General features: G+C 50.8%; 21 protein-coding genes and 1 other RNA gene. 4 read left to right on the plus strand and 18 right to left on the minus strand.

Annotated elements, in window-relative coordinates:
- Positions 1-3 precede the first annotated feature (3 nt).
- The 4 genes from OGY10_RS10630 to ppsR form a co-directional block, all read right to left on the minus strand.
- Complete coding sequence (locus OGY10_RS10630; protein WP_008784586.1) at positions 4-1,986, minus strand: TonB-dependent hemoglobin/transferrin/lactoferrin family receptor; 1,983 nt, start codon at positions 1,984-1,986, stop codon at positions 4-6.
- Positions 1,987-2,060: 74 nt separating this feature from the next.
- The gene (hemP, locus tag OGY10_RS10635; RefSeq protein WP_032943171.1) at positions 2,061-2,249 is read right to left on the minus strand and encodes a hemin uptake protein HemP; all 189 of its coding nucleotides are present in this window, start codon (positions 2,247-2,249) and stop codon (positions 2,061-2,063) included.
- Between the two features lie 170 nt (positions 2,250-2,419).
- On the minus strand, positions 2,420-3,466 hold the full coding sequence (gene aroH, locus OGY10_RS10640) for a 3-deoxy-7-phosphoheptulonate synthase AroH (protein ID WP_003030555.1): 1,047 nt from the start codon (positions 3,464-3,466) through the stop codon (positions 2,420-2,422).
- Between the two features lie 126 nt (positions 3,467-3,592).
- The gene (ppsR, locus tag OGY10_RS10645; protein WP_003832602.1) at positions 3,593-4,426 is read right to left on the minus strand and encodes a posphoenolpyruvate synthetase regulatory kinase/phosphorylase PpsR; all 834 of its coding nucleotides are present in this window, start codon (positions 4,424-4,426) and stop codon (positions 3,593-3,595) included.
- A 328-nt stretch (positions 4,427-4,754) separates the two neighbouring features.
- On the opposite strand from ppsR, the gene ppsA reads away from it, so the two are divergent.
- Positions 4,755-7,133, plus strand: coding sequence for a phosphoenolpyruvate synthase (ppsA, locus tag OGY10_RS10650; protein ID WP_003832604.1), 2,379 nt, complete (start codon positions 4,755-4,757; stop codon positions 7,131-7,133).
- 67 nt (positions 7,134-7,200) lie between these two features.
- Here ppsA and fadK read toward each other — a convergent pair whose 3' ends face one another.
- The 5 genes from fadK to OGY10_RS10675 all read right to left on the minus strand — a co-directional run bounded on the left by fadK (position 7,201) and on the right by OGY10_RS10675 (position 12,279).
- Positions 7,201-8,838: a medium-chain fatty-acid--CoA ligase gene (gene fadK, locus OGY10_RS10655; protein WP_286576741.1), complete on the minus strand. Its 1,638-nt coding sequence runs from the start codon at positions 8,836-8,838 to the stop codon at positions 7,201-7,203.
- 82 nt (positions 8,839-8,920) lie between these two features.
- Entirely contained in the window at positions 8,921-9,214 is a 294-nt protein-coding gene (locus OGY10_RS10660; RefSeq protein ID WP_003832609.1) for a ferredoxin family protein, read from the minus strand.
- Positions 9,211-10,500, minus strand: coding sequence for an FAD-dependent oxidoreductase (locus tag OGY10_RS10665; protein ID WP_286576742.1), 1,290 nt, complete (start codon positions 10,498-10,500; stop codon positions 9,211-9,213). Before OGY10_RS10665 ends, OGY10_RS10660 begins: the two co-directional genes overlap by 4 nt.
- 57 nt (positions 10,501-10,557) lie before the next feature.
- Positions 10,558-11,493 (minus strand): electron transfer flavoprotein subunit alpha, encoded by a 936-nt coding sequence (locus OGY10_RS10670; RefSeq protein WP_174770338.1) that lies wholly within the window; start codon positions 11,491-11,493, stop codon positions 10,558-10,560.
- 21 nt (positions 11,494-11,514) lie between these two features.
- The gene (locus OGY10_RS10675; protein WP_020996442.1) at positions 11,515-12,279 is read right to left on the minus strand and encodes an electron transfer flavoprotein; all 765 of its coding nucleotides are present in this window, start codon (positions 12,277-12,279) and stop codon (positions 11,515-11,517) included.
- A gap of 506 nt (positions 12,280-12,785) precedes the next feature.
- Between OGY10_RS10675 and OGY10_RS10680 the strand changes: the two genes are divergently transcribed.
- Positions 12,786-13,676 carry an AraC family transcriptional regulator gene (locus OGY10_RS10680; RefSeq protein ID WP_032943176.1) on the plus strand — a complete coding sequence of 297 codons (891 nt, stop codon included), beginning with the start codon at positions 12,786-12,788 and terminating at the stop codon, positions 13,674-13,676.
- Between the two features lie 54 nt (positions 13,677-13,730).
- Here OGY10_RS10680 and OGY10_RS10685 read toward each other — a convergent pair whose 3' ends face one another.
- From OGY10_RS10685 to ydiK, 9 genes are all read right to left on the minus strand, one after another.
- Positions 13,731-14,882, minus strand: coding sequence for an acyl-CoA dehydrogenase (locus OGY10_RS10685; protein WP_003832619.1), 1,152 nt, complete (start codon positions 14,880-14,882; stop codon positions 13,731-13,733).
- A 13-nt stretch (positions 14,883-14,895) separates the two neighbouring features.
- The gene (locus tag OGY10_RS10690; protein WP_008784596.1) at positions 14,896-16,491 is read right to left on the minus strand and encodes an acyl CoA:acetate/3-ketoacid CoA transferase; all 1,596 of its coding nucleotides are present in this window, start codon (positions 16,489-16,491) and stop codon (positions 14,896-14,898) included.
- 155 nt (positions 16,492-16,646) lie between these two features.
- A complete protein-coding gene (gene aroD / locus OGY10_RS10695) occupies positions 16,647-17,405 on the minus strand; it encodes a type I 3-dehydroquinate dehydratase (protein WP_191226087.1) in 759 nt (252 codons plus the stop codon).
- A 36-nt stretch (positions 17,406-17,441) separates the two neighbouring features.
- Positions 17,442-18,308 (minus strand): quinate/shikimate dehydrogenase, encoded by an 867-nt coding sequence (ydiB, locus tag OGY10_RS10700; protein WP_003836604.1) that lies wholly within the window; start codon positions 18,306-18,308, stop codon positions 17,442-17,444.
- A 21-nt stretch (positions 18,309-18,329) separates the two neighbouring features.
- Positions 18,330-19,565 carry an MFS transporter gene (locus OGY10_RS10705; RefSeq protein ID WP_191226086.1) on the minus strand — a complete coding sequence of 412 codons (1,236 nt, stop codon included), beginning with the start codon at positions 19,563-19,565 and terminating at the stop codon, positions 18,330-18,332.
- A 240-nt stretch (positions 19,566-19,805) separates the two neighbouring features.
- Complete coding sequence (locus OGY10_RS10710; protein ID WP_191226085.1) at positions 19,806-21,026, minus strand: MFS transporter; 1,221 nt, start codon at positions 21,024-21,026, stop codon at positions 19,806-19,808.
- Between the two features lie 48 nt (positions 21,027-21,074).
- On the minus strand, positions 21,075-21,431 hold the full coding sequence (locus tag OGY10_RS10715) for a YdiL family protein (protein ID WP_128316675.1): 357 nt from the start codon (positions 21,429-21,431) through the stop codon (positions 21,075-21,077).
- Between the two features lie 157 nt (positions 21,432-21,588).
- Positions 21,589-21,696, minus strand: an RNA gene (rprA, locus tag OGY10_RS10720) — antisense sRNA RprA.
- A gap of 183 nt (positions 21,697-21,879) precedes the next feature.
- Positions 21,880-22,989 (minus strand): AI-2E family transporter YdiK, encoded by a 1,110-nt coding sequence (gene ydiK / locus OGY10_RS10725; protein WP_003832632.1) that lies wholly within the window; start codon positions 22,987-22,989, stop codon positions 21,880-21,882.
- A gap of 213 nt (positions 22,990-23,202) precedes the next feature.
- Here ydiK and ydiJ point away from each other — a divergent pair, with 213 nt between their 5' ends.
- Positions 23,203-26,259, plus strand: a complete 3,057-nt coding sequence (ydiJ, locus tag OGY10_RS10730; RefSeq protein ID WP_286576743.1) for a D-2-hydroxyglutarate dehydrogenase YdiJ — start codon at positions 23,203-23,205, stop codon at positions 26,257-26,259.
- Entirely contained in the window at positions 26,256-26,666 is a 411-nt protein-coding gene (menI, locus tag OGY10_RS10735) for a 1,4-dihydroxy-2-naphthoyl-CoA hydrolase (RefSeq protein WP_008784603.1), read from the plus strand. Before ydiJ ends, menI begins: the two co-directional genes overlap by 4 nt.
- The last annotated feature ends 41 nt before the right edge of the window (positions 26,667-26,707 follow it).

Below are 26,707 nucleotides of genomic sequence, written 5' to 3' on the forward strand. Positions count from 1 at the left end.
TGATTACCACTGATAACTCACGAAAATTTTGCCATTACGACCATCCTGCGGAATGCCTTGCGGCGACCAGTACTCTTTGTCGAAGGCGTTGCCCAGTACCAGCGTGGTGGTCATGCCTTTCAGCGCTTGTTGGCCCTGATAGCTGACGTAGAAATCGTTTACCGCATAGCCGGGCTGTTTAGCGTAGGTGCTGCTGATATGCGTTGAACGGTCAGCAAATGTCCCTATCCAGCCGACAGAGAAACCGCTGTGCGCAACTGGCACATTCAGTTTGCTGGTGACGGTGTCCGGGTTAATGCTTGAAATGTATTCGCCGGTGTCAGTATCTTTTCCGCGTGTGCGGTTATAGGCCATGTCGAGGCTGAACAGATCGGTGGAATATTTCGCCATCACATCCCAGCCCCAGATTTTGGCGTTGGGTACGTTATAGGACATGGTTGTCGCAGCGGCGAAATCGACGCTGGTGGAGATGTAATCTTTCGCTTTGGTGTCGAAATAGCTGGCTTTAAATTCGAGCGCGTCGCTCGCCATCAGAAGATCGTCAAAGCGCAGGCCAAATCCGTATTCCTGTGTTTCGTTGGTTTCCGGGCGCAGGTTAGGGTTCGGTACCCAGTAGTTGGTGTAAAAACGACCAATCGAGAAGTGTTTCGCATCGTTATACATCTCGCCCATAGTCGGGGCACGGAAAGCCTGAGCGTATGAACCGAACAGCATCAGCCAGTCAGTTGGCGCAACCGTTAATCCGGCGCGGGACGACCATTTATCGGCATCGACATCTTCATAACCGTCGCTGCTGCCGCGATAAGAGTCATAACGGGTACCGCCCAGCAGCGTAACCGGCAGGTCGCGCAGGGTGATTTCATCCTGGAGCCAGCCGGAGCTGAAATCGATCTTAGCCTCCGGGAAACCAGTTGTTGCTCCTCCCGGTTGTTGTTCCTGACGATAGTATTCACCGCCGTAGGTCAACAGGTGAGATGCAAAAGAGTCGGTAAACAGACGGCTGCGGTTGTCGATCTTCCCGCCTTTGGTGGTTTGCTTGCGAAATTCGCCAGTGTTATCTGCATTCTGAGCATTAATGCGCGCTTCGGACCAGTAGATACGGGCGTCAGCGTTCAGCCAGTCATTGTCCGCCGGAGCGAGCGAGTAGGTCAGTTGCGCATCACGCTGGATCGTTGAACGGTTGGTCATCGGATTGCTGGCATCCGCCGCGCTGGTCTGCGGGTTTTTAGGTTCCCGGGCGTCATTATTGTAGTAACGCAGCGAACCGGCCAGCGTCTGGGCGCTGTCAATTTTCCAGCTACCTTTCGCCAGCATATTGTTAATTGCTTCGTCATTCGGCGCAGTAGTACCGTCACTCTGGCGTAAATCACCGCGATCGCGGCTGGACCAGGCAAGCAGTCCGTCCAGCGTATCGGTACGGCCATACGTGCTGGCGCCCATGCCGAGACTGTGATCGCCGGTCGCCGCGGTACCGAACACGCGATAACCACTGTTTTTCCCGACGTCCAGTAGATCTTTGGCATCTGCAGTGTCATAGGCGATCACGCCGCCTAGCGCGCCGCTACCGTACAGTAGTGCGGAAGGGCCACGCACGACTTCGATGCGTTTGATAAGCGCCGGGTCGAGGAAGGTACTGTTCAGGTGTCCGGTGTCGGTTCCCTGACGAACGCCGTCAACCAGTACCAGAACTCCGCGTCGATCATAGCCGCGCAGATTCACGTCCTGGCCGTTGGTACGGCCCGTACCGTCAAGGGTCAGGCCTGGAACCTTACGTAACAGGTCGGCAGCGGAGCTGGCGGTTTGGTTTTCTGGGGCGGTGGCGTCAATGACGCTAACCATCATTGGCGCTTCAAAGGCGCTACGGGCATTGCCGGTGGCGGTAACGGTCATATCCTCGACCGCTGCCCAGGCGACGGCGGGCAGGTTACTGATAATCGCCAGCGCCAACAGCGATGGGCGCAGGGAAGCGGTGTGCAGGTAAGGCATAGCAACTCTCCATTAGGAAATCGAAAAGCGCTGGCTGCCTGGGTATGACCTGGGTGGCTGGCGAAATGTGTTGTTTATTTAGTCAGAATGAGTTTTCCGGCTTGTGTCTGGCGCAGCAGGTAGTGCTGACCATCATGTTCTATGATCACGCGTCCTTCGTTACCAAGCAGGGTTTTACTGTCAATTCGTCGCTCGTTTGGCGCGACGGAAGGCGGTGTTTTGTCTTTTGCAGGCGTTGCCGTTGTGTTATCCATACGTGACATAGTGTTTAAAAATAACAATCAATGTAACAATGATAATCATTATCATCAAACTACAAATTTGCGGCAAGCGTTTTTGTGAAATAATTGTGACGAGAACGTTTTTTGCGCAATAAGCAAGGGAAAAACAAGGGATTAGCGCCGGGCAAGGTGATATTGCCCGGCGAACAGCATTAAAAACGGCTATCAACAGCAGAGGCGAGTTTTTCAACCAACAGTTCAGTATCTTCCCAGTTCAGGCACGGGTCGGTAATGGACTGACCGTAAACCAGCGGCTGGCCGCTAACGATTTTTTGCGTACCTTCACGCAAGAAACTCTCCGCCATAATCCCGGCAATCGCCGTCGAACCATTGCGAATTTGCTGGCATACATCATCACAAACGTCCAACTGACGGCGATGCTGCTTCTGGCAATTGCCGTGGCTAAAATCGACCACCAGATGCTCAGGCAGGGAAAATTCGTGCAGGGTATCGCAGGCGGCAGCAATATCTTCAGCATAATAATTCGGCTTTTTACCGCCACGCATGATGATATGCCCGTAAGGGTTACCGCTGGTCTGGTAAATGGTCATCTGACCGGTTTTATCCGGCGAGAGGAACATGTGACTGGCGCGGGAGGCGCGAATCGCATCGACGGCGATGCGCGTGTTGCCATCCGTTCCGTTCTTAAAGCCGACCGGGCAGGAGAGCGCGGAGGCCATTTCACGATGGATCTGACTTTCGGTGGTGCGCGCGCCAATAGCTCCCCAACTGATTAAATCAGCAATAAACTGGCCGGTCACCATGTCGAGGAATTCAGTCGCCGTGGGGACGCCCAGTTCGTTGACCTGCAACAGCAGTTTTCGCGCCAGTTCAATACCGTGGTTCACACGATAACTGCCATTCAAATCCGGGTCGGAAATCAGGCCTTTCCAGCCTACGACGGTGCGTGGTTTTTCAAAATAGGTACGCATCACGATTTCCAGACGCGCCTGGTGCTTAGTGCGCAGCGCCTGTAACCGTGTCGCGTATTCCATCGCGGCATCAAGATCGTGAATCGAGCAGGGACCTACGATCACCAGTAAACGGGGGTCTTCACCATTTAAAATTTTTTCTATCCGACGTCGGGAGTCCGTAACATGACGGGCGACGGAGGACGAAACAGGATGCCGTTGCGCAAGCTCTGCTGGAGTGACCAGGTTGTCAATACGCGCAGTACGGAGTTCATCGGTTCTGTTCATTACTTGTCTCAGAAATTTGTTGCTTCAACGGCAGGACTACCGGGAAGTGATGTACATCACAATATCACACTCATCCTGCCTGGTGGCGAGCATAATAACAAAAAATCGAACCAATGCACTAGCATTCTAGTACATGCGGCGATTCAGTCCCATGATATCGAGGATCTTGGTAGCAATCTCTTCTACCGAATAATTGGTACTGTTCAGCCAGGGGATCTGGTTTTTCCGATAAAGCGCTTCCACCTCAGCAACTTCCATACGGCACTGACGCAGCGAGGCGTAACGGCTGTTCTCACGGCGTTCTTCGCGGATGGCCGCCAGGCGCTCAGGGTCGATAGTCAGACCGAACAGCTTATGCTGCAACGGCTTCAGGGACGTGGGCAGCACCAGATTATCCATATCATCGGCAATAAAGGGGTAGTTGGCCGCGCGGATACCAAACTGCATGGCCAGATACAAACTGGTCGGGGTTTTGCCGCAACGGGAAACGCCGAGCAGGATCACCTGCGCCTGATCGAGGTTGCGCAACGAAATACCGTCGTCGTGGGCGAGGGTGTAGTCAATGGCAGCGATGCGCGCGTCGTACTTGTTGAGGTTACCGGGATTCAGACCGTGCGTGCGGTGGGCGATAGGCGTAGGGTCGAGTTTCATCTCGTGCTGCAGTGGGGCAACCAACGCCTGCACGATATCCTGACAAAACCCTTCGCTTTGCAGAATGATCGAGCGAATTTCCGGCAGGACGATGGAGTAAAACACTAAAGGGCGCACGCCAGTTTGTTGGTAGATAGCGTCAATCTGGTCTTTAACCGCGCGCGCACGACTCTCATTTTCCACAAACGGCAGCGTAATACTGCTGATCGTGACCGGAAATTGCGACATCACCGCGTGACCCAATACCTCGGCGGTGATGGCCGTACCATCAGAAATATAAAATACGTGACGATCAACAGCATTATCCATTTTGCTCATCCTGGGGCAGATATAATTCTCTGAAAGCATAAATTAAAATTCGCCAGAAGCGAATATTGCGGCATCTATTTTATAAAATGAAACGGTATTTTTATATTTAATGAAAAGTACATTTCATTTTTCGGAACAAATGTTTATACCGGTCATTTTTGTGGTGATCCCGTGTGGCTCGCGGGTTTGCGCAAATGCGGAAACAATCTGAAAAAATAAAAAATAAAGTTGCTTGAACGATTCACCGTTTTTTTCGCCGGAGTAAATATGCCAAGATAATTACGCAAAATTGAGTTTCCTAACCTCGTTCATATATAAGGATTGTTCGATGTCCAACAATGGCTCGTCACCGCTGGTGCTTTGGTATAACCAACTCGGCATGAATGATGTAGACAGAGTTGGAGGCAAAAATGCCTCCCTGGGTGAAATGATTACTAACCTTTCAGGTATGGGTGTTTCCGTACCGAATGGTTTTGCAACGACCGCCGATGCGTTTAACCAGTTTCTGGACCAGAGCGGTGTAAACCAGCGCATTTATGAGCTGCTGGATAAAACGGATATCGACGATGTCACTGAGCTTGCGAAAGCCGGGGCACAGATCCGCCAGTGGATTATCGACACTCCTTTCCAGCCCGAACTGGAAAATGCCGTCCGCGATGCCTACGCGCAGCTGTCAGCGGACGATGCCAATGCCTCTTTTGCCGTGCGTTCTTCCGCTACCGCAGAAGATATGCCAGATGCGTCATTTGCCGGTCAGCAGGAAACCTTCCTCAACGTCCAGGGATTTGATGCCGTACTGGTTGCCATCAAACACGTATTTGCCTCGCTGTTTAACGACCGCGCGATCTCTTATCGTGTTCACCAGGGCTATGACCACCGTGGCGTCGCACTTTCTGCTGGCGTTCAGCGGATGGTGCGTTCTGACCTCGCGTCCTCAGGCGTAATGTTCTCCATCGATACCGAATCCGGTTTCGACCAGGTTGTCTTTATCACGTCCGCCTGGGGCTTGGGCGAAATGGTCGTGCAGGGCGCCGTTAACCCGGATGAATTCTACGTGCACAAACCGACCCTGGCGGCTAACCGTCCGGCGATCGTCCGTCGCACAATGGGATCGAAAAAAATCCGCATGATTTACGCGCCGACCCAGGAACACGGTAAGCAGGTGACCATTGAAGATGTCCCGCAGGAACAACGCGACATTTTCTCCCTGACTAACGAAGAAGTGCAGGAACTGGCCAAGCAAGCAGTGCAGATCGAGAAGCACTACGGTCGTCCAATGGACATCGAATGGGCGAAAGACGGCCATACCGGCAAGCTGTTCATTGTTCAGGCGCGTCCGGAAACCGTGCGCTCTCGCGGTCAGGTGATGGAGCGTTATACGCTGCATGCTCAGGGTAAAATAATTGCTGAAGGTCGCGCCATCGGCCACCGCATTGGCGCGGGTCCGGTCAAAGTCATTCATGACATCAGCGAAATGAACCGCATCGAACCAGGCGACGTACTGGTTACCGACATGACCGACCCGGACTGGGAACCGATCATGAAGAAAGCGGCAGCAATTGTCACTAACCGTGGCGGTCGTACCTGTCACGCGGCAATCATTGCCCGTGAACTGGGGATCCCGGCCGTGGTGGGCTGTGGCGATGCGACCGAGCGCATGAAAGATGGTGAGAAGGTAACCGTCTCCTGTGCCGAAGGCGATACCGGTTATGTTTACGCTGACATGCTCGACTTTAGCGTGAAGAGTTCCAGCGTAGAGACCATGCCGGATCTGCCGTTGAAGGTGATGATGAACGTCGGTAACCCGGACCGGGCTTTCGACTTCGCCTGTCTGCCAAACGAAGGCGTCGGCCTGGCGCGTCTGGAATTTATCATCAACCGCATGATTGGCGTACACCCGCGTGCGCTGCTGGAGTTCGATGACCAGACGCCTGAGCTGCAAAATGAAATTCGCGCCATGATGAAAGGTTTCGATTCTCCGCGTGAATTCTATGTCGGTCGTCTGACGGAAGGGATCGCGACGCTGGGTGCGGCGTTTTATCCAAAACGCGTCATCGTGCGTATGTCTGACTTTAAGTCCAACGAATATGCCAACCTGGTCGGCGGTGAGCGTTATGAACCGCATGAAGAGAACCCGATGCTGGGCTTCCGTGGGGCGGGCCGTTATGTTGCCGACAGCTTCCGCGACTGCTTCGCGCTGGAATGCGACGCAGTAAAACGTGTCCGTAACGACATGGGCCTGACTAACGTTGAAGTGATGGTACCGTTTGTACGTACCGTTGCCCAGGCGAAAGCGGTGGTGGAAGAACTGGCACGCCAGGGGCTTAAACGCGGCGAGAACGGACTGAAGATCATCATGATGTGTGAGATCCCGTCTAACGCCTTGCTGGCCGAGCAGTTCCTCGAATACTTCGACGGCTTCTCCATCGGCTCAAACGACATGACGCAGCTGGCGCTGGGTCTGGATCGTGACTCTGGTGTGGTTTCTGAACTGTTTGATGAGCGTAACGACGCGGTGAAAGCGCTGCTGTCGATGGCGATTCGTGCAGCCAAGAAACAAGGCAAATACGTGGGTATTTGCGGCCAGGGACCTTCTGACCACGAAGACTTCGCGGCCTGGCTGATGGAAGAGGGGATCGACAGTCTGTCGCTGAACCCGGACACCGTCGTACAAACCTGGCTGAGTCTGGCTGAACTGAACAAGTAATATCATGCCTTATCCGGCCTATTCAACGTAGGCCGGATAAGATGCGTGAGCATCGCCATCCGGCGCTTTATCCTGTAATACTCTCCACGCTCAAACGCTGAATAATATCCTGACGAAGCTGGTATTTTTGTACTTTACCTGACGCCGTGCGCGGTAATTTCTCCACGATCACAATGTGCTCAGGGCATTTGTACTTTGCCACCCGCTTGCGGTTAAAAAATGCCACCACTGATTCCAGCGACAACGAATGATGCGGAGGTTTTAGAACCACGTAAGCACACGACCTTTCACCTAACCGTTCGTCCGGCATCGCGACAACACAGGCATCGTGAATGCGAGGATGCTGCAATAAAATATCCTCAACTTCGCGGCTGCTGATGTTTTCTCCTCCGCGGACAATGATATCTTTTTTCCGTCCGGTGATTTTGATGTACCCCGCATCGTCCATTCGGCATAAGTCGCCGCTGTAATACCAGCCGTCTTGATCCAGCGCGCGGGCGGTGAGTTCGGGTTCATCGAGGTAGCCCATAAACACATTGGGACCACGCGAAGCTTCTTCACCTTCTACCCCCGCGGGCAACGTATTGCGTGCTTCGTCGACCACTTTAATTTCGACGCCTGCAGCAGCATATCCGTCGGTATTCATCATGCGAGAAAGCGAATCATCGAGATTGACCAGCGCATGCGGTGAACTCTCTGTCGAGCCATAAATGCTTAATAATTTTATGCCGAGCTGCTGGCAGTCACGGGCAATCTTCTGTGGAATGGTTGTGCCCCCACATAAGAAAAAGCGTAGCGATGAGAGATCGCGTGGTCGTTTTTCCATGCTACACAACATGTCGTAGACGAAGGGCGTTGCGCCGAGCACACAGGTACAGCGTTGTTGCTCCAGCAGTTCAAGACAGGCGGTTGGGGTGAAAATATCTAACAATACGCTGCGTGCGCCGATTAAAAACGGTGCAGTAACGCCATGCAGAAAACCGGTAGCGTGTCCCAGTGGTGCGGGCATCAAAAACACATCCTGCCAGGTGAGATTGAGGCGGGCACAATAGGCGCGCTCGCTGGCAAGGATGTTGTTGTGGGTCAGCATTACGCCTTTTGGCATTCCCTCGGTACCGGAGGTAAACAACACCGCCGCCAGTTCATCGGCGTGAACATTAATCGTCTGGGTTAAAGGCGGAGCTAAAAGCAGTTGACTGAGCGCCAGCGAGGTAGTTGCCGGAGCCAGTTTATCCACGGCAACGATCTGTTGCAGATGCGGCAACTGGTTTTGTAAGGGGAGGATCAGATCAACCGGTCGGGTCTGTTTAAACAGCGTCGGTGCGAAAAAAATCTTCGCTTTGCACTTATTCAGCACCCATACCAGCTCTGCTTCACGCCACGCTGGCAGCAGCGGTACGGAAACGGCCCCGGTTTTCAGGCAGGCCAGGTAGATAATCGTAAACTCGCACCAGCCCGGTAACTGGAAGGCAATGCGATCGCCGGGTTGAATACCGCAAGCTAAAAACCAGGTTGCCAGACTGCTGGCCGCGCTGTCGAGTGCAGCATAGGTGTATGAAGCGCCATGGTTATCAACCACGGCGATTTTATCTGGCATGGCTCTGGCAGTTTGGTTCCAGTAATCGCCAAGCGAAGCATCTCCCCATAAACCCTGTTGCCGCCAGACTTCGCGGCGTTCGGCGTTAAACGTTAGTGTGATACTCATGAAGTTATTCCCTGGATGATTTCGGCATACATCTGACCGGATGGCCGGCGTGGCCGATCCGGTGTACTACAGGCAAAATCCATTAGCCGTAGCGAAAATCAACGCCAAATGTTCCGACCGGATATTCCCATTGGTCGAGGATCGTGTCGCCGCACAGTACTCGACACGTTCCGCACTCCAGGCAACCAGCAGAATCAAAATGAATGTTTCCACTCTCATCCTGCTTATACAGCCCGGCGGGGCAGGCTTTCAGCAGCTTACGAAATTCATTAAGGTCTGGATGTTCGGCCAGGATAATGTGCGGGTGGCCTTCATCGACATTGAATTTATTGACGCCCAGTTTGACGTCAACGTTAACGGTATTGTCCTGATTCATAGTGCAGTTGCCCCCTTGATACCGTCTTTCAGTAAGTTCATCAGCCCGATTTGTTTTGCGTGGGACATAATCATCTTGCGAACCGGTTGATTTGGACGTCCGTCCACGGTGAACATATCGCTCATGATGTCGGCCACCATACGCGGATACTGGGTGAACAGCCGTGGGTTTTCCATTAACGCCGGGATCTTGCGAAAATGCTGTAAATCACGCATCACACAGCCCTGTTCGAGCGCGCGCTTGTAGTCCATCAGGCTGCTGGCAGAGAAATCCTGGCGTTCTTTTGCTGCAATAGCTGTTTGGGCAGCGGCTTCTGCCGAAGCGATGGCCAAATCCATACCTCGCACCGTGAAACCCAGGTTCAAACAGAAACCGGCGGCATCGCCCACGATCATCACACCGTCATCGACCAGCTTTGGAACCATTGCCAGACCGCCTTCCGGCACCATATGCGCGGAATATTCCAGTAGTTCTCCACCGGCAATCAATGGCCGAATAGTTGGATGTCGCTTAAAGTCTTCCAGCATTTGTGGAATGCTTTTTGTGGCATGGGCAATATCCCCCAGACCACACACCAGACCCAGAGAGATGGAGTCCTGGTTGGTATACAAAAATCCGCCTCCCATCAACCCATCAGACGGTGAGCCTGCAAACAGCCAGGCCGCGCCTTCATTACCTGAAAGATTGAAGCGATCTGCAATGACCGCTGGAGGTAAGCCGATCAGCTCTTTTACGCCAACGGCATAGTGATGTGCAGAAGAGGGCGGAACCATCCCCAGAGAACGCCCCAGCATAGAGTTGACGCCATCGGCAAGGATGACAATATTGGCTTCCAGGATATCGTCACCGGCCTGAACTCCGGTAACCTTATTACCTTCGCGGATCAGGGCATCGACGCGCACGCCGGGGATGAACTGCACGCCAGCTTGTTCCGCCTTATCCATTAGCCATGGGTCAAGTCTGTTGCGCAAAACGGTATACGAATCCTGCGTTGGTGCGTCAGCTTTTTCACGATGGAAATCGAGAGTGACGGCGCTTTCTTCGGTCAGAAAGGAGATTTTTTCGCGGGTGACTTTACGCTCGAGCGGCGCTTCCTGCGCGAACCCCGGCATGATGCGCTCAAGACTATGTGCATAGAGTCTTCCGCCGGTCATATTTTTACTACCAGCACTGTTACCGCGCTCGATGACCAGTACGTCCAGTCCGGCCTGAGCCATCACGTAGCCTGCAACCGTACCCGCCACGCCAGCACCGACCACAATGGCATCAAATTTTTCATCTGACATGCTTTATGCTCCCTTCCCGCTGCGAGGGCAGCGGGATATGTGCGTTAAATGTGGGGGTTAGCGGCTGAGATGCTCGATAAGAGCCGGAACGACTTTGTAGATGTCGCCGACCAGTCCGTAATCGGCGTAATTGAAAATAGGGGCTTTCTTATCTTTGTTGATGGCAACAATGACTTTCGCGCCGTTACCGCCAACCATATGCTGAATTTGTCCTGAAATGCCGAGGGTGAGGTAAAGGTCCGATTTCAGTAACACGCCAGAAACGCCGATGTAGCGTTCGCGTTCCATCCAGTTTTCGCCTTCGGCAATCGGTCGTGAACAACCCACTTCTGCACCCAGTACAGATGCCAACTGGTGCACCATCTCCAGATCGTTTTGCGCAACCAGGCCGCGGCCCACACCCACCACACGTTTGGCTTTGCTGAGATCCACGCTGCTCACGGATTTGGCGCGACGTTCCTGGCACATAATTTCATGGTGTGGTGCGATGTAAGGTGCAGAGACAACAGGGCAGGTATGTGAAGCATTAGCCTCTACCGGTTCAAGTACGCCTGGGGCAAGGGTGATAATTGCCTGAGTTGTTTTGATTTTTTCTTTGCCGAATGCCAGGCCACCGTACATACGGTGTTCTGCGAACAGTGAGCCATCATCAAGCGTTACCGACGTGGCGTCATTTACCATCGCTGCATTGAGCTGAATACTTAACCGCGCACCAAGGGATTTAGCGCGTTTTGTAGCTGGCATCAGCAATAGCCCGGTATGTTCTTGTATCAGGGCGGCGATGGTCTCGGCAAAATTTTCAACACGCTGTAAACCAGACGTTGTTTCAAGCACGACAATCTCATCGGCACCCAGAGGTTTAACCTGATTGGCCTGTTCGTTGCCTTGTACAATAAGGTGTACCTTTTCACCCCACAGGCGTGCGCCGGCCATTAATTCTGCATAGCGTTCTACGTTATCGCTGAACACCCATACGTTAGCTAATTTACTCATGATAATTTCTCTCCGTTGGGCTTAGTTCAGGGCTTTTTTCAGATGCTCAGCCAGCTCGGCGATGGCTTCTGCTGAGTCATTTTCCAGAATGATGTGCTTACGTTCTGTTTGTGGCGGAACGGTGAGGCTCACCAGTTCTGCTAACGGTGAGGCAGGTGTCCAGCCAATATCGCTGGCTTGCCACGGTGTGACTGGTTTTTTACCTGCGCCCAGAATGGCTTTCATCGAGGGAATACGCGGCGTATTGATATCCGAGGTTACGCACAGCACGGCGGGGAGCGACAGTTCAATCACTTCAACTTCGTCTTCCAGCGTACGTTCAACCACAATGCGATCGCCGTTACGTTGGATGTTGCTGACGGCGTTAATTACCGGAAGTTGTAAGAGTTCGCCAACCAGTAAGCCAACCTGCTGGGCGTAGATGTCTCCAGACCCTTCGCCGAACAGCATCAGGTCGAATTCAATGTTTTTGGCCGCGCAGGCCAGCGCCTGAGCCGTGTCTCGCGGTAATGAATGCTCCAGTTGGGGATCCTGCACCATAAACAAACTGTCCGGCCCGCGGGACAGTACGTCTTTACGCACTTTGGAGTTTTGCAGTAGCGAGCCGCCAACCGTTAAGGCGACAATTTCATCACCTTCCGCACTAAGTTGCGTCGCGGCCTCTATTGCATTCAAATCAAACTGACTGATTTTGGCATCGGCCCGGTCAAAGTTAAGCGAACGTTCTGGGGTAACAACAATGTCCTGTTCTTCAGGCACCAACTTAAAGCAGGTTATTAGTTTCATGGCATCTCCAGTGATTCTCGTGTTGATGATGACGGGGAGTGCCATCATCAACAGTAGGGAAAATTGACTGAAAATAGTGTGCGGCAGAGGGAGACTGTTTTCGACGGGGCAATCTGTTTTCATTCCCAACAATCTTGCAAAAAAAAGGACTTTAGGAATGCTGAGTTTATGAACGTAAAGACGACGTCGGGTGTTAAAGTGATAAATATGGAAATAAAATCGAGACGTTTTTTTGAGAAATGGATCATATTTTTATCCGTTTCTGCATGCACTTTGTTTCTGGTGTGTAAATTATTATTGCTGACTTAATAACATTTACACTTTCCTGTTATTTTAAAATAAAAACAATTTGTGCGAGCAGCGTGCTGAAGTTGGAGGTGTCATCTTGCAGACGACGCAAATAATTTTGTTTCGCCTGGACAGAATAACGTTGTATAACGTCTTCATCGTTTTTACTTTTCGATATTAATTATCCGCAAAATTACTGCCTTTCGGTGGAGGTTGTCATGTATCAACGCTGTTTTGATAATGCCATGGAGACCCTTTTTGAACAGGGAAAAACCCCGAGATTTTCGCGATTTGTCATCAGTGATGATCCTAACTGGGAGTCGGGTCATCATGTTCATGACAATGAAACAGAGCTTATCTATGTAAAAAAGGGTGTCGCAAGACTAATTATCGACTCTTCGCTGTATGTCGCACATGCAGGTGACATCGTGGTGATAGAACAAGGGCGGTTACATGCGGTTGCTTCCGATAGCAGTGCACCTGCAACCACTTACACCTGTGCGCTCTACGGCTTTCGTTTCAACGACTGGCAGGAGAACCAACTCTTGCAGATGCACTCGTGTCCGGTTATTAGCGTCAGCCAGGGCAAAGAGGTTATTAAAAGTATCTTTAATGAACTGAGTGTTATGATCCCGCAGAGCAAGAATAACCTGACGTCTTCCGCTTATGACGCCTTCGCTTATGCATTAACTGTTTTATATTACGAAAACTTTAAAAATGCTTATCGTTCTGAGCAGGGATATATTAAAAAAGATATCTTAATTAAAGATGTGTTGGTTTATTTAAATAACAACTTTCGAGAGAAAATTACGCTGGAACAGTTGTCTAAGAAATTTCGTGCCAGCGTGAGCTATATCTGTCATGAGTTTACTAAGGAGTATCGTATTTCGCCGATTAATTATGTGATTCAGCGGCGAATGACAGAGGCAAAATTTGCCCTGACGAATACGGAGTCCTCGTTGGCAGAAATTTCCTGGCGGGTAGGGTATGAAAATGTCGATCACTTTGCCAAACTCTTTCAGCGGCATGTGGGTTGTACCCCCAGCGATTATCGTAAGCAGTTTAAAAATAACCTTGTAGAACAGGAATGTTTGATGCCAGAAATATGATTAACCTGGCATGTGCCGGATAACGCATTTGCGCTATCCGGCAAGCATTACTGTTTACTTATTCTGATAATCTTTCAGGATTTGGCGACCCGCGACGTAAATCATGATTTCATCTGTACCACCGCCAATGCGTTCACAGCGGACATCACGCCAGAAGCGGGAAACGCGTGCTTCGTCGGTGTAACCCAGTCCACCCATAATCTGAATGGCGTCATCAATCACTTCCATTGCAGTACGTGCACAATACAGTTTTGCCAGCGCTGCACTGGTGCGCAGAGACTGTTCCTGATCGGCCTGCCAGGCGACTTTTAACACCATATTGCGCATGTTATCGATTTTAATCGCCATCAGCGCCAGTTTTTCCTGGATCATCTGATTGTGACCAATTGGCTTACCGAATGCGATGCGCTGGTTGGCGTAACGGGCGGCATCTTCGAAGGCGCATTCAGCAAAACCGGTACTGCGTGCAGCGTTGATCAAACGTTCCATTTCGAAGTTGTACATGACGTTGAGGAAACCCATGCCTTCCTCTCCGACCATATCGCTTTCATCCACTTCAACGTCATCAAGATAAACTTCGCAGGTGCTGAGCATATGCCAGCCGATTTTGTGCAGCGGATTAACCTTAATGCCGGGTTTCTTCGAATCGACCCACCATAGCGTAAAAGCTTTTTTCGGATCTTTTGGCTCCGGATCGCGGGCCAGTACCAGCATATATGGATACTCTTTCGCGCCGGTGATAAAGGTTTTCTGCCCGTTGAGATAGACCTTACCGTTTTTGCGAGTGTAGCTGGTGGTCGCGCTGTTGTTGTCGGAGCCAGCTCCCGGTTCGGTTAATGCCAGCGCATACGCTGGATCGCCCGTTTCCATGGTGCTTTCTGCGGTCTTACGCAACTGTTCAGCGGATCCAAAACGACGCATACTGTGAATGCACTGACCGTTAGTGATCAAAAAAGCGGGTGCGCCGCATTTTGAAACTTCCATCAGCGCCAGCATCTGTGTGACGTAATCCGCCGGGATGCCACCAAACTCTTCCGGAACGCCCAGCATCGAAATACCGTTGTCCGCCAGGGCACGCATAAACTCTTTCGGGTAGGTCGCCGTCTGATCGCAGGTACGGAAATATTCTTCCGGGAAATTGCTGGTAATCAGTTCTCGAATACTGGCAAGCAGCAGTTCTTGTTCTTCAGTTAAAGAAAAGTCCATCAGGGTACTCCTTTTAATTGGCGGCGTCGGGTAATACAAAACCCATCGAGGCATCGATAAATAATCTTTCGTCCATCAGCTTCAGATTTGGCGAAATAATTGGCGTGAAATCCATCTTGTCCAGGATGTCTTCCTGTAAAGAGACTCCCGGTGCAATTTCGATTAAATGAAGACCATCTGCTTTTAACGTAAATACAGCGCGTTCAGTGATGTAACGCACATCAAGTCCACGTTCGAGAGCAATTTTTCCGCTGAAAGTCACTTCAGGTAATTCGTTGACGAATTTTTTCACCCGACCTTCCTGCACAATATTTAACTTGCCATCGGCAACTTCCGTTTTCAGACTTCCGGCAGTTAACGTGCCGCAGAAAATAATTTTTTTGGAGGTGGCGCTAATATCGATAAAACCGCCGGTACCCATGATTTTGCCATTGAATTTGTGTACGCCGACGTTGCCGTGGCGATCGACTTCGGCAAAACTTAAATAGCACACGTCCAGTCCACCACCGTGATAGAAGTCAAACTGGGAGGTCATATCCAGAATGGCGCGGGTGTTGACGTTGGCGCCGAAAGCAATACCTTGAGAGGTGATGCCGCCAATCGGACCCGTTTCGACTGTCAGAATAAAATCGTCAGCACAGCCTTCTTCGCGCGCGACGAGGCCAATGCCATCGGCAATGCCTACGCCAACGTTGCCGACCGCACCTTTGCGCATTTCAAACAGGGCGCGTCTGGCCACCAGTTTACGCTGATTGAGCGGCAGGGCAGTCTGTTGGCTGTCATCGAGAACAAAATCGCCAGAGATAAAGCGGTTAACCGGCGCGCCACCATACAGTTGCGTTTGGTCGGGGTCGATGACCACAATATCGACCAGATAGCCGGGAATACGCACCGATTTCGGATGCAACGTGGCTTTCTTCACCATCTTTTGCACCTGCATCATAACGATGCCACCGTTATTGTGTACGGCCTGGGCAATCACCAGCGCATCAAGATACATCACTTCATCTTCAAAGGTGGCGTAGCCTTCACTGTCGCAAGTGGTGGCGCGAATAAAGGCGATGTTTGGCGCAATGGCTTTGTAATACAGGTACTCTTTGTTATCAATTTCCACCAATTTTATCAGATCTTCGGTGGTCACTTCATTCAACTTACCGCCCTGTTGGCGAGGGTCAACAAATGTACCGATGCCGATATCACTAAGGATCCCCGGCTGGTGAGCCGCCGATGCACGCAGGGTTTGGGTTAATACGCCCTGAGGATAGTTATAGGCGGCAATTTTATTTTGTTCAGCCAGATCGGAGATTCGCGGTGATTGTCCCCAGTGTCCGCATAATGCCCATTTGACTAAACCTTCCTGTGCCAGTGGGCTAATTCCCCGGTCGGCACGGTCACCCAGACCTGTAGGACTAATCAACGCTAAATTTCGTGGTGACTGAGAGTTTTTATATTTTTCAGCCAGTGCATTAATTAATGTTGTTGCTTCGAGAATACCTCCGCCTGCACCTAATACACAAAGCGTTGCTTCATCAGGAATATAATTGACTGCATCTGCAGCGGATAATACGGGTACCCGACCATCTATACGATTTGGCCTTGAAAATTTCATGTGAACTCCAGATTATATGCGTGCGACTACCTGTCGCTATATTCGACAATAATATTGTGAGTTATTTAATAACGCTTAATTACCGGCCAGATATCCGTGGTTAGACGAATATCTGGGGTAGGGCATTACTGATATTTATATGGATATATCTGTAATTAAGCCTGATGCAATATTGTCAATACAGTACGCAGGTCGGTGACCGAAATTTGTCCTGGTGCGGAGGCTTTTTTTACTGCCCCAAAGGTTGCCGCTGAACCAAAAACCTCACCAGACAGACGTGAAATCACCCCTGTTTTAGCCATCGACATGGTGATTATCGGGCGATCGGCATAGCGTTCTTGCATTTCCAGCGTGGCACTAAGCAGCGTCAGAACATCCGTTTTATTTTGCGGCATCAAGGCAATCTTCGGAATATCTGCGCCCAGCGCCTGCATTTTACGCAGGCGCTGGACAATCTCTTCTGCGGCTGGTGTCTTATGAAAATCGTGATTGGACATAATCACAAAGACATTTTTCGCGTGCGCATGCTCGACGGTCGCTTTGACCCGTTCGTCTCCGGTAAACAGTTCCAGATCGATCATATCCACCAGACCGCTGTCTACCGCCGCGCGGTTAAGTGCAATATAGTGCTCGACAGACAGAGCCTGTTCACCGCCTTCTTTGGCGCTACGGAAGGTGAAAAGCAGTGGTTTGTCAGCCATCACATCGCGGATGGTGCGCGCAGCTTCCAGCACCGCCTCAATGGAAGAGACATCGGTGAAATGGTCTACGCGCCATTCCAGAATGTCGAAATCCGCTTCGCGATAGGCCAGCGCTTCGTTTTTTACCGTTGCGATGTCTTTACCCATCAGCGAGACAATGATCTTCGGTGCACCCTCGCCAATAACGAGTTTTTTTACGGTTACGGTTTTCATTGATTACCCTTTAACTATTGTACAAATGCTTGCCCGTCAGGCGGCAAAACCCATAACCTGTTTCACATACTCCAGTGGGAAATCTTTCCCGGTCCAGAGCTTGAACTGTTCAGCCCCTTGCCACAACAACATGCCGTAACCATCAATTGTTTTGCAACCAGCACTTTGTGCCTGCTGCAATAATTTGGTCATATGCGGGTTGTAGACGCATTCGGTTACCAGCAGTTCCGGACGCAGCAGGGAAGCGTCGGTCACGAGAGATTCATTTTCCAGCGGCTTCATGCCGACTTTAGTGCCGTTGGTCAAAATATCTGCGCTGGCAAGTGCGTCAGCAAAAGCCTGGCGATCGGCGAGATCGATAACGGTGACCACGCAGTCGGTGTTTTCATTGACGCGTTTGGCAAACTCCTGCGCTTTGGCAAAAAACTCATCCTGGCGGTTAAAGAGTTTAATTTCTTTGATGCCTTCAATCGCTGCCTGTGCACCAATAGCCGTCGACGCACCGCCTGCGCCCAACAGTACCATGGTTTTACCTTTGATATCGAAACCACTTTCCTTAATTGCACGAATATGGCCCGTGCCATCGGTATTGTAACCGCGCAGGTAACCATCATCATTGACGATAGTGTTAATTGCGCCGACCAACTTGGCTGCGGGTGTTAATTCATCAACATACTCACATGCCAGCTGCTTGTTGGGCATTGAGACCCCGGTACCCCGCATCTTTAAGGCCTTCAGCCCGGCAATGGCATTAGCAAACGTTGAGTTATCAACTTCAAATGCCATGTAAGTGAATGGCAATCCCGCTTTTTCTAATGCCTTATTTTGCATTTCAGGCGACAGACTGTGTCTGATAGGGTAAGCCATCAAACCAATCAGTTCATATTTAGCAGTTACGTCCATTTGATACTCCTTCTAAACAATTTATTGAAAATAACGCTCGCCCAACCGCACATCATTTTTGGGGATATCAAATACGCGGTAGTAACGAATAAAGACGATGATGGCGGTGACAAAAGCCAACAGAGCAAATGCAAGGTCCAGCAAAATAATGTATTGCAGACCAATGTTAGAGAGGTATCCGGTGATTAATGGGATAATAAAGTTGGCTACGCCACCCATCATCATATAAATACTGGTGACTTTGGCCTTGCTCTTGGGAAAGAACTCTGACATCACCGATACACCGAGCTGTAAAATACCGCCAGCGGCAGAGAATCCAATGAGAAATGAACCGGCGTTACATACCAGCGGAGATGGGTATAAATAGATCACGGCTGCGGTGATGGTTGCCAGTCCGGCGTTAAATACGTTTGCCCAAATAGGTCGTACCCATTTTTTCAACAGTGCGGCAAAGATAAATACGCAGACCAACGACCCCATACTGTAGTAAGAGATTGTTTTCAGTGCGTCGGATTCTGCCATACCGGCAAAGGCCATCGCATATTTCGGCATCCAGACCACGATGACGTAAAAAGTCGAAAAGGCAGCAACACCAAACATGACGGATGCCACACCTTCCAGCCAGACCAACGGTTTACTGTTCATCTGTGGCAGATCTTTCGCGATGCCGGCATCCACCATCTGGCTGGGGAAACGACTTTTTAGCAGCATCAGGGTAATGACTACAAACAACGCACCTGGGATAATGACCGCATAACCGTACCAGATATGGTTGAGCAGCATGGTGCTGACGACGATGGGGTAGATCATCTGCCCAAACGAGACCATAGCTTTCACCAGGATAACGGCTGAGCCAGAGGCTTTAGGGAAGCATTCCATTAACGCCGGATACCCACCGGTATCCAGTGCCGAGTTTGCCACGCCAACGCAAACGGCCAGAATAAAGGCAATCATCAGATTAGGGCTGGCGGGAATACCGAAGAAGAACAGTATATAAAGAATAGCCCCTAACAGAATGATAGCCCGACGACCAAATTTATCTGAGAGCACGCCAAAGAATAAGATGCTCACTAGTCGCCCCAGACCAATGCCTGAAATTAAATAGGCAACTCCTGCATTGTCGGTGGAAAACTTTTCTGCAAGAGAGGTCATATTTTGCGCCAGTGTAATGACGCTAATGCCGTGTAGGAAATAACTTAAATAAATACAGGTTATCGCCAAAAGAAATGGCGTATTAAAGGTCTTGCTTTGAGACATTTTCACAACTCCTTGCGGATTTTAAAATTGTTCTGTGCTCGTCGATATTGTTTAAATTGCGGCGACCTTGTAATTAATATACCGGGCAGCAGCCACAGAGCCTACATAGCATGGCGTTTAAGTTACCAGGTATATTGCATAACACACTGTGAAATTGAACTCTGCCAGCCGGTGTTTTGTTGATGTTTTAAAACATATGCCAATTATTTTGCAGAAGGGGGGAACAATATTGCATCCACGCTATTCTACGGCTTGTATCATTTTTAGCTGATGCTTTGACGCGATGTGGCTGCGATAACCAATAAACAACGCCAACAGGAAACCAACAGCGGCTATACCAGTATCAAACCACATGATGTGAGCAATACTGGTTTCTGAGAGTTTTGCTGTTATCAATGGAATGGTGAAGGTCGCAATGCTGCCCGCGCTGTAGTAAATCCCGGTCGCTTTGCCCTTCGCATGCGGAAAGCGTGCGGCCATGAGCGTTAAACCGATTTGCACTACGCCCCCAGCGGAAGAAAAACCGATGACAAACGCAAAGATAATGACCACGTAGGGTGTCGGATGCAGACAAACCATCAACAGTACGGCAAATGAGATAAACGTATACAGCATCAGCATCGATGTCGCGCGTTCTGCTTTTCGCGCCAGCGGGGCGGTGATCAGCACGCACAGTAGAGAGCCGCAGGTATAAATGCTTAACAGTTTGATAGATAACGTATAGGACATTCCTGCGACAAACTGTCCGTATTGCGCCAGCCACTGGCTTACCAGGTAAAATGTTGCCATTGCGATGTAGCCGTATAGGGTGTAACTGGCAAGGTCGAGCAGGGAGCAACGATGTTCAGGTTGTGCGGTTTCTCGTTCAGCAGGTTGTGCCCGGATGACGGTATGAGGCCCGGGATGTGGCGGAAACCGACAGCGAAACAAAAACACGCCGTTGAGTATCATAACGGCAGCCGCCAGCAGGAAGGACCAGCCAAACCAAAGTTCGCTCCACACCAGCAGGCTGATGATCATCGGCAGCAGGAACTGACCGCTGGAGACGAAGGCTTTTATCAAAATATTGGCTGTGCTGGGGGAACGGGGGAATGCCTCCATCAGGCTGGGATAGGTTCCGGCATCGAGAAAACTGTTTGCCATTCCTGCTAAAAAACCAAAAGCATAGGCAAGAAAAATACTGTGAGTATTGATGATGCCAATAAAGAAAATCATGTAGCAGGTCATACCAAGGATAATAAATGGTCTGCGACCGTAGCGATCGGAAAGCATCCCTGCCACTAATAAAACGCTTAAGCGGCCGATACCGAGTGAGGAAATAACAATCGAGACGCCCGCAGCATTGGTTTGCCACTGTTGTTCCAGCGAAGACATATTGAGGCTCATCAGAATGACCCCCATGCCGTGCACCAGGTAATTTAGGTACAGCCCTATCGCAGTGGAGAAATAGGTGTTTTTCATAATGTGTTACTCAGCGAAGAGGCTAAATAGGTTTGGCGATGCAATCTCTTAACACATACGCTCGAGATCATGAGCATAGAGTTCAACAGCAGCCGACTGATAGATTTTCCAGTCGAGAAAACTATCGTGGTGATAAACCGCCTGAAAAGCGTTCAGATCGGGGAAAAAACGCATGGTGTTATTACCGATACGATTATTTATTTTGTCGATAATTGCATTAATTCTTAACTTCCTCCTTGCTTTCATTTCTGAACAAATGCGGATGATGTCTTCTGGAATTTCTCTTTCACCCTTTTCCCATTGCTGCCAGGCGGCAACATTGTTATCGCGCGCGATATACCTGGCGCTTTCTTCCACCGTCATAGCAAAAATATGGCGGATCGCCTGTAGTTCTAATGCGTTCATTATTTGGTCTCTTCATAAAAGACGGTGGAATAGTAATAACATTGCTGTGGATATTTCTGCTTGAAGAGAGTCACAGTATTTTGTGCAATATTATTTGTTCCTTGACGGGGAAGATAATGTGTTGGTGCGTTAAGGTTGGTGGAGTGGCGTGCGAAGGACAAAAAAAAGCCCAACGTGGGAGTTGGGCAAAGACTACACACAGCAATTCGTTGTTTCACTCAGGGGATTTCCATGCTTATAAATCAATGTGTTGATCTAAAGCCATGAGCTAATAGTAGGCATAGTGATTTTTTACGTCGATCAGATTCATCTCAATAGTTTAAAAACTGTAAAGAATTTGCGACACAAATGATTATTTAAAGAAGGACGAGGTTGGGTCTAATCCCGCAAGAGGGTGGATTGATTAGTATTGTTAAACAATCAGGCGGCGCTGCCGCCTGATGTTGGATTACTTATTGCGTTCGATTTCAGCAATTTCTTCGAGGATTTCATCCGGATTGGTACCTGGCGCAGGGGCTTCGTTTACCCAGGCGGAGAACAGACGCCAGGAAACGGCCAGCACTACTGGACCGATAAACAGACCAATCATGCCGAAGGCAATCAGTCCGCCGATGACCCCGGAGAGAATCAGGATCAGTGGCAAATCAGCCCCCATACGAATCAGCATTGGTCGAATTACGTTATCCAGTGTTCCGACCACGCCGCTCCACACCAGCAGCACTGTGCCCCAGGTGGAATCCCCCGTCCAGTATAGCCAGATAATGGCCGGAATCAGCACTGGCAACGGCCCCAGTTGCACCAGACAAGACAGTATCATCAATACCGCCAGCAGCGTGGCGTAAGGCACGCCGGTTACCGCCAGACCAATACCCCCGAGCACTGCCTGCACCAGAGCGGTGACCACAACGCCCAATGCGACGGCGCGAATGGCTTGCGCGGCCAGCAGAATGGCAGCATCGCCACGTTTAGAGGCAAGACGGCAGGCGAAGTGACGAATACCTAATGCGACCTGTTCACCGCGCCAGTACAATAGGGCACTGAACAGCAGCATCAGACCACAGTGCATCATAAAGCGGCCGATATGCGCGGCCTGACCGACAAACCAGGTGGTGGTGGTACCGATATAAGGACGAACTTTGGCCATAATGGCCGAGCCGCCCATATCCAGTAAACTGTGCCATGCGCCATACATCTTGGCACCCACCAGTGGAATGCTGTTCAACCATGCCAGATCCGGTAGCGTCATATCACCTGCGGTTACGGCATGGATCAGCGGCCCGCTGCCATCGACGATACTGTTAACCAGCAGCGCGATAGGGATGATGAACAACAGCACTAACAACAGTGTCATCACCAGTACGGCAAGTGAACGACGTCCCCAGAGCAATTTTTGTAAGCGTAGCAGGATAGGCCAGGTCGCAATGACAATCGTGCCTGCCCAGGCAAAACCGAGGATAAAGGGTTGCACAATCCAGAGACAGGCCACAATCAGGATGGCTAAAAACAGCACCGATAGCAGCACTTGTGCAATATCCCTGGGCTGACGGAAATTTACCATAAATACTTTTCACCTTTGTCTTTGCGCCAGAACGTTGACGCGACGTGAACACGTTAATCACACTCTATAATGATGAGCAATTTCAGCGGTTTTGAACAGGCGGATTCTGCCTGTAAATCTGCTGAGCGTATTAGAAAAAAATGTGATACAACAAACAAAGCAACACGCAAACGATTAAATTCACAACACAGACCGCAGGAAAGGGTCACTATAATGATTCCACAAATTTCTCAGGCGCCAGGTGTCGTTCAACTGGTGCTCAATTTTTTGCAGGCGCTGGAGCAGCAAGGATTCACGGGTGATACGGCAACGAGCTATGCCGATCGTCTGACAATGTCGACGGATAACAGTATTTATCAGCTGCTTCCTGATGCTGTCGTTTTCCCTCGTTCAACCGCAGATGTGGCGCTAATCGCCCGTCTGGCGGCAGAACCGCTATTCTCTTCGTTGATTTTTACCCCGCGCGGCGGCGGCACCGGGACTAACGGTCAGGCGCTGAACCAGGGCATTATTGTTGATATGTCCCGCTATATGAGCCGCATTATTGAAATCAACCCGCAAGAAGGTTGGGTGCGGGTAGAAGCCGGGGTGATAAAAGACCAGCTTAACCAGTTTCTGAAGCCATATGGCTATTTCTTTGCCCCGGAATTATCCACCAGTAACCGGGCAACGCTCGGCGGGATGATCAACACCGATGCGTCCGGGCAAGGATCGTTGGTTTACGGTAAAACTTCCGATCATGTGTTGGGCATCCGTGCGGTGCTGATGGGCGGTGATATTCTGGATACCCAGCCCATGCCGGTCGAGCTTGCCCAAACGTTGGGTAACAGCAATACCACGATTGGCCGTATCTATAAGACCGTTTATGAGCGTTGTCGCGATAACCGACAGCTGATCATGGATAAATTCCCGAAACTTAATCGCTTCCTGACGGGTTACGATCTGCGGCACGTCTTTAACGATGAGATGACCGAATTTGATTTAACCCGCATTCTTACCGGCTCTGAAGGTACGCTGGCGTTTATCACCGAAGCCCGCCTTGATATCACGCCACTGCCGAAAGTCAGACAGTTGGTTAACGTTAAGTACGATTCGTTTGATTCGGCGTTGCGTAACGCGCCGGTGATGGTGGAAGCGCGCGCATTGTCGGTAGAAACCGTCGACTCCAAAGTACTCAATCTGGCGCGTGAAGACATCGTCTGGCACTCGGTAAGCGAACTGATTACCGATGTAGCGGATAAAGAGATGCTGGGCCTGAATATTGTCGAGTTTGCCGGTGACGATGAAACCTTGATTAATTCGCAGGTCAGCGCACTCTGCGAACGCCTGGATGGGTTAATCGCTCGTCAGGAAGCGGGCGTTATTGGCTGGCAGCTATGTACTGAACTGGCGGGCGTCGAACGAATTTACGCCATGCGCAAAAAGGCTGTCGGTCTGCTGGGCAATGCAAAAGGTTCTGCGAAGCCAATTCCGTTCGCCGAGGATACCTGCGTTCCTCCGGAGCATCTGGCTGACTATATTGCCGAGTTTCGCGCGCTGCTCGACAGCCATGGTCTGAGTTACGGCATGTTCGGCCACGTGGATGCTGGCGTGCTGCACGTCAGGCCGGCTTTAGATATGTGCGACCCGCAGCAGGAAGTGCTGATGAAACGCATTTCTGATGATGTCGTCGCGCTGACGGCAAAATATGGCGGTTTGTTGTGGGGTGAGCACGGGAAAGGTTTTCGTGCGGAATACAGTCCGGCGTTTTTCGGTGATGAACTGTATCGTGAACTGCGCAAAGTGAAATCGGTGTTTGATCCGCAAAACCGGCTCAACCCTGGCAAAATCTGTCCACCGGAGGACGTTGATGCGCCGATGATGAAAGTGGATGCGGTGAAACGCGGAACGTATGACCGTCAAATCCCGCTGGCCGTACGCCAGGAGTGGCGTGGGGCAATGGAGTGTAATGGCAACGGGTTATGCTTTAACTTCGATGCGAAAAGCCCCATGTGTCCGTCGATGAAAATCAGCCTTAACCGTATCCATTCTCCGAAAGGGCGAGCTACACTGGTACGTGAATGGCTGCGTCTGTTGGCCGATCACGGGATCGATCCTGTGCAACTGGAAAAAGAACTACCGGAAAAACGCGCCAGTTTACGCACGCTGATTACCCGTACCCGCAACAGCTGGCATGCACGCAAGGGTGAATACGATTTCTCGCACGAAGTAAAAGAGGCGATGTCAGGTTGCCTGGCGTGTAAAGCCTGTTCCACACAGTGTCCGATTAAAATTGATGTGCCGGAGTTCCGCTCACGCTTCCTGCAACTGTACCACACGCGTTATCTGCGCCCGTTGCGCGATCATATGGTGGCGACCGTTGAGAGCTATGCACCGCTAATGGCGCGGGCGCCTAAAACGTTTAACTTCTTCATCAATCAGCCGCTGGTGCGAAATCTGGCTAAAAAGCACATTGGAATGGTTGATTTACCGCTATTGTCTGCGCCGTCGCTGCAACGCCAACTGGTGGGGCATCGTTCTGCCAACATGACGCTTGAACAGCTCGAATTACTCAGCCTCGAGCAAAAAGCCCGCACGGTGCTGGTGGTACAGGATCCGTTCACCAGCTATTACGATGCGCAGGTGGTGGCTGATTTTATACGTCTGGTAGAAAAACTGGGTATGCAGCCGGTACTGCTGCCGTTTTCGCCAAATGGCAAGGCGCAGCACATTAAAGGCTTTTTAAACCGTTTTGCCAAAACGGCGAAAAAGACATCCGAGTTTCTTAACCGGGTAGCGAAGCTGAATATTCCGATGGTGGGTGTTGATCCGGCGCTGGTGCTTTGTTATCGCGATGAATACAAGCTGGTGCTGGGAGAACAGCGGGGTGATTTCCATGTACTGCTGGCCAACGAATGGTTATCAAAAGCTGTGGAAACACAGCAGTCAGTCGCTGTTGGCGGTGAACCGTGGTACTTCTTTGGCCACTGTACCGAAGTGACGGCTTTACCGGGCGCGCCTGCACAATGGGCGGCTATTTTTGCTCGCTTTGGCGCAAAGCTGGAGAACGTCAGCGTGGGGTGCTGTGGTATGGCTGGCACTTACGGTCACGAAGTGAAGAATCACCAAAACTCATTGGGTATCTATGAGTTATCATGGCACCAGGCAATGCAACGATTGCCACGTAACCGTTGTCTGGCTACAGGGTACTCCTGTCGCAGCCAGGTTAAACGCGTTGAAGGTACGGGCGTTCGCCACCCATTACAGGCACTGCTGGAGATTATAGGATGATCTGGAAACGTGAAGTCACACTCGAGGCGCTTAATGCCATGGGTGAAGGAAATATGGTTGGGTTGCTCGATATTCGTTTTGTGCACATTGGCGACGATACGCTGGAAGCTACGATGCCGGTGGACCATCGCACCAAACAACCCTTTGGGTTGTTACACGGCGGCGCATCCGTGGTGCTGGCGGAAAGCATTGGTTCGGTAGCTGGCTACTTGTGTACTCAGGGTGAGCAGAAAGTGGTGGGCCTGGAGATCAACGCCAACCATATCCGTTCTGCACGGGAAGGGCTCGTCAGGGGCGTATGTCGCGCGTTACATACAGGTTCTCGTCACCAGGTGTGGCAAATAGAAATCTTCGATGAGCAGGGTCGATTGTGCTGCACGTCGCGTCTGACGACCGCAATTTTGTGATGCATATTGCTTTTGGTCATTATCTGCACAGGGAATGGTGT

Source organism: Citrobacter sp. Cpo148, assembly GCF_030332375.1.
In the GTDB taxonomy this organism is placed as follows: domain Bacteria; phylum Pseudomonadota; class Gammaproteobacteria; order Enterobacterales; family Enterobacteriaceae; genus Citrobacter; species Citrobacter portucalensis.

Coding starts and splice junctions, on each gene's coding strand:
- OGY10_RS10670 (WP_174770338.1), bottom strand. CDS start 11,493: ATGAGTAAATTAGCTAACGTATGGGTGTTCAGCGATAACGTAGAACGC.
- fadK (WP_286576741.1), bottom strand. CDS start 8,838: ATGAGTATCACACTAACGTTTAACGCCGAACGCCGCGAAGTCTGGCGG.
- OGY10_RS10690 (WP_008784596.1), bottom strand. CDS start 16,491: ATGAAATTTTCAAGGCCAAATCGTATAGATGGTCGGGTACCCGTATTA.
- ydiJ (WP_286576743.1), top strand. CDS start 23,203: ATGATTCCACAAATTTCTCAGGCGCCAGGTGTCGTTCAACTGGTGCTC.
- OGY10_RS10685 (WP_003832619.1), bottom strand. CDS start 14,882: ATGGACTTTTCTTTAACTGAAGAACAAGAACTGCTGCTTGCCAGTATT.
- OGY10_RS10680 (WP_032943176.1), top strand. CDS start 12,786: ATGTATCAACGCTGTTTTGATAATGCCATGGAGACCCTTTTTGAACAG.
- ydiB (WP_003836604.1), bottom strand. CDS start 18,308: ATGGACGTAACTGCTAAATATGAACTGATTGGTTTGATGGCTTACCCT.
- aroD (WP_191226087.1), bottom strand. CDS start 17,405: ATGAAAACCGTAACCGTAAAAAAACTCGTTATTGGCGAGGGTGCACCG.
- ydiK (WP_003832632.1), bottom strand. CDS start 22,989: ATGGTAAATTTCCGTCAGCCCAGGGATATTGCACAAGTGCTGCTATCG.
- hemP (WP_032943171.1), bottom strand. CDS start 2,249: ATGTCACGTATGGATAACACAACGGCAACGCCTGCAAAAGACAAAACA.
- menI (WP_008784603.1), top strand. CDS start 26,256: ATGATCTGGAAACGTGAAGTCACACTCGAGGCGCTTAATGCCATGGGT.
- OGY10_RS10665 (WP_286576742.1), bottom strand. CDS start 10,500: ATGTCAGATGAAAAATTTGATGCCATTGTGGTCGGTGCTGGCGTGGCG.
- OGY10_RS10675 (WP_020996442.1), bottom strand. CDS start 12,279: ATGAAACTAATAACCTGCTTTAAGTTGGTGCCTGAAGAACAGGACATT.
- OGY10_RS10660 (WP_003832609.1), bottom strand. CDS start 9,214: ATGAATCAGGACAATACCGTTAACGTTGACGTCAAACTGGGCGTCAAT.
- ppsA (WP_003832604.1), top strand. CDS start 4,755: ATGTCCAACAATGGCTCGTCACCGCTGGTGCTTTGGTATAACCAACTC.
- aroH (WP_003030555.1), bottom strand. CDS start 3,466: ATGAACAGAACCGATGAACTCCGTACTGCGCGTATTGACAACCTGGTC.
- OGY10_RS10630 (WP_008784586.1), bottom strand. CDS start 1,986: ATGCCTTACCTGCACACCGCTTCCCTGCGCCCATCGCTGTTGGCGCTG.
- OGY10_RS10710 (WP_191226085.1), bottom strand. CDS start 21,026: ATGAAAAACACCTATTTCTCCACTGCGATAGGGCTGTACCTAAATTAC.
- OGY10_RS10715 (WP_128316675.1), bottom strand. CDS start 21,431: ATGAACGCATTAGAACTACAGGCGATCCGCCATATTTTTGCTATGACG.
- ppsR (WP_003832602.1), bottom strand. CDS start 4,426: ATGGATAATGCTGTTGATCGTCACGTATTTTATATTTCTGATGGTACG.
- OGY10_RS10705 (WP_191226086.1), bottom strand. CDS start 19,565: ATGTCTCAAAGCAAGACCTTTAATACGCCATTTCTTTTGGCGATAACC.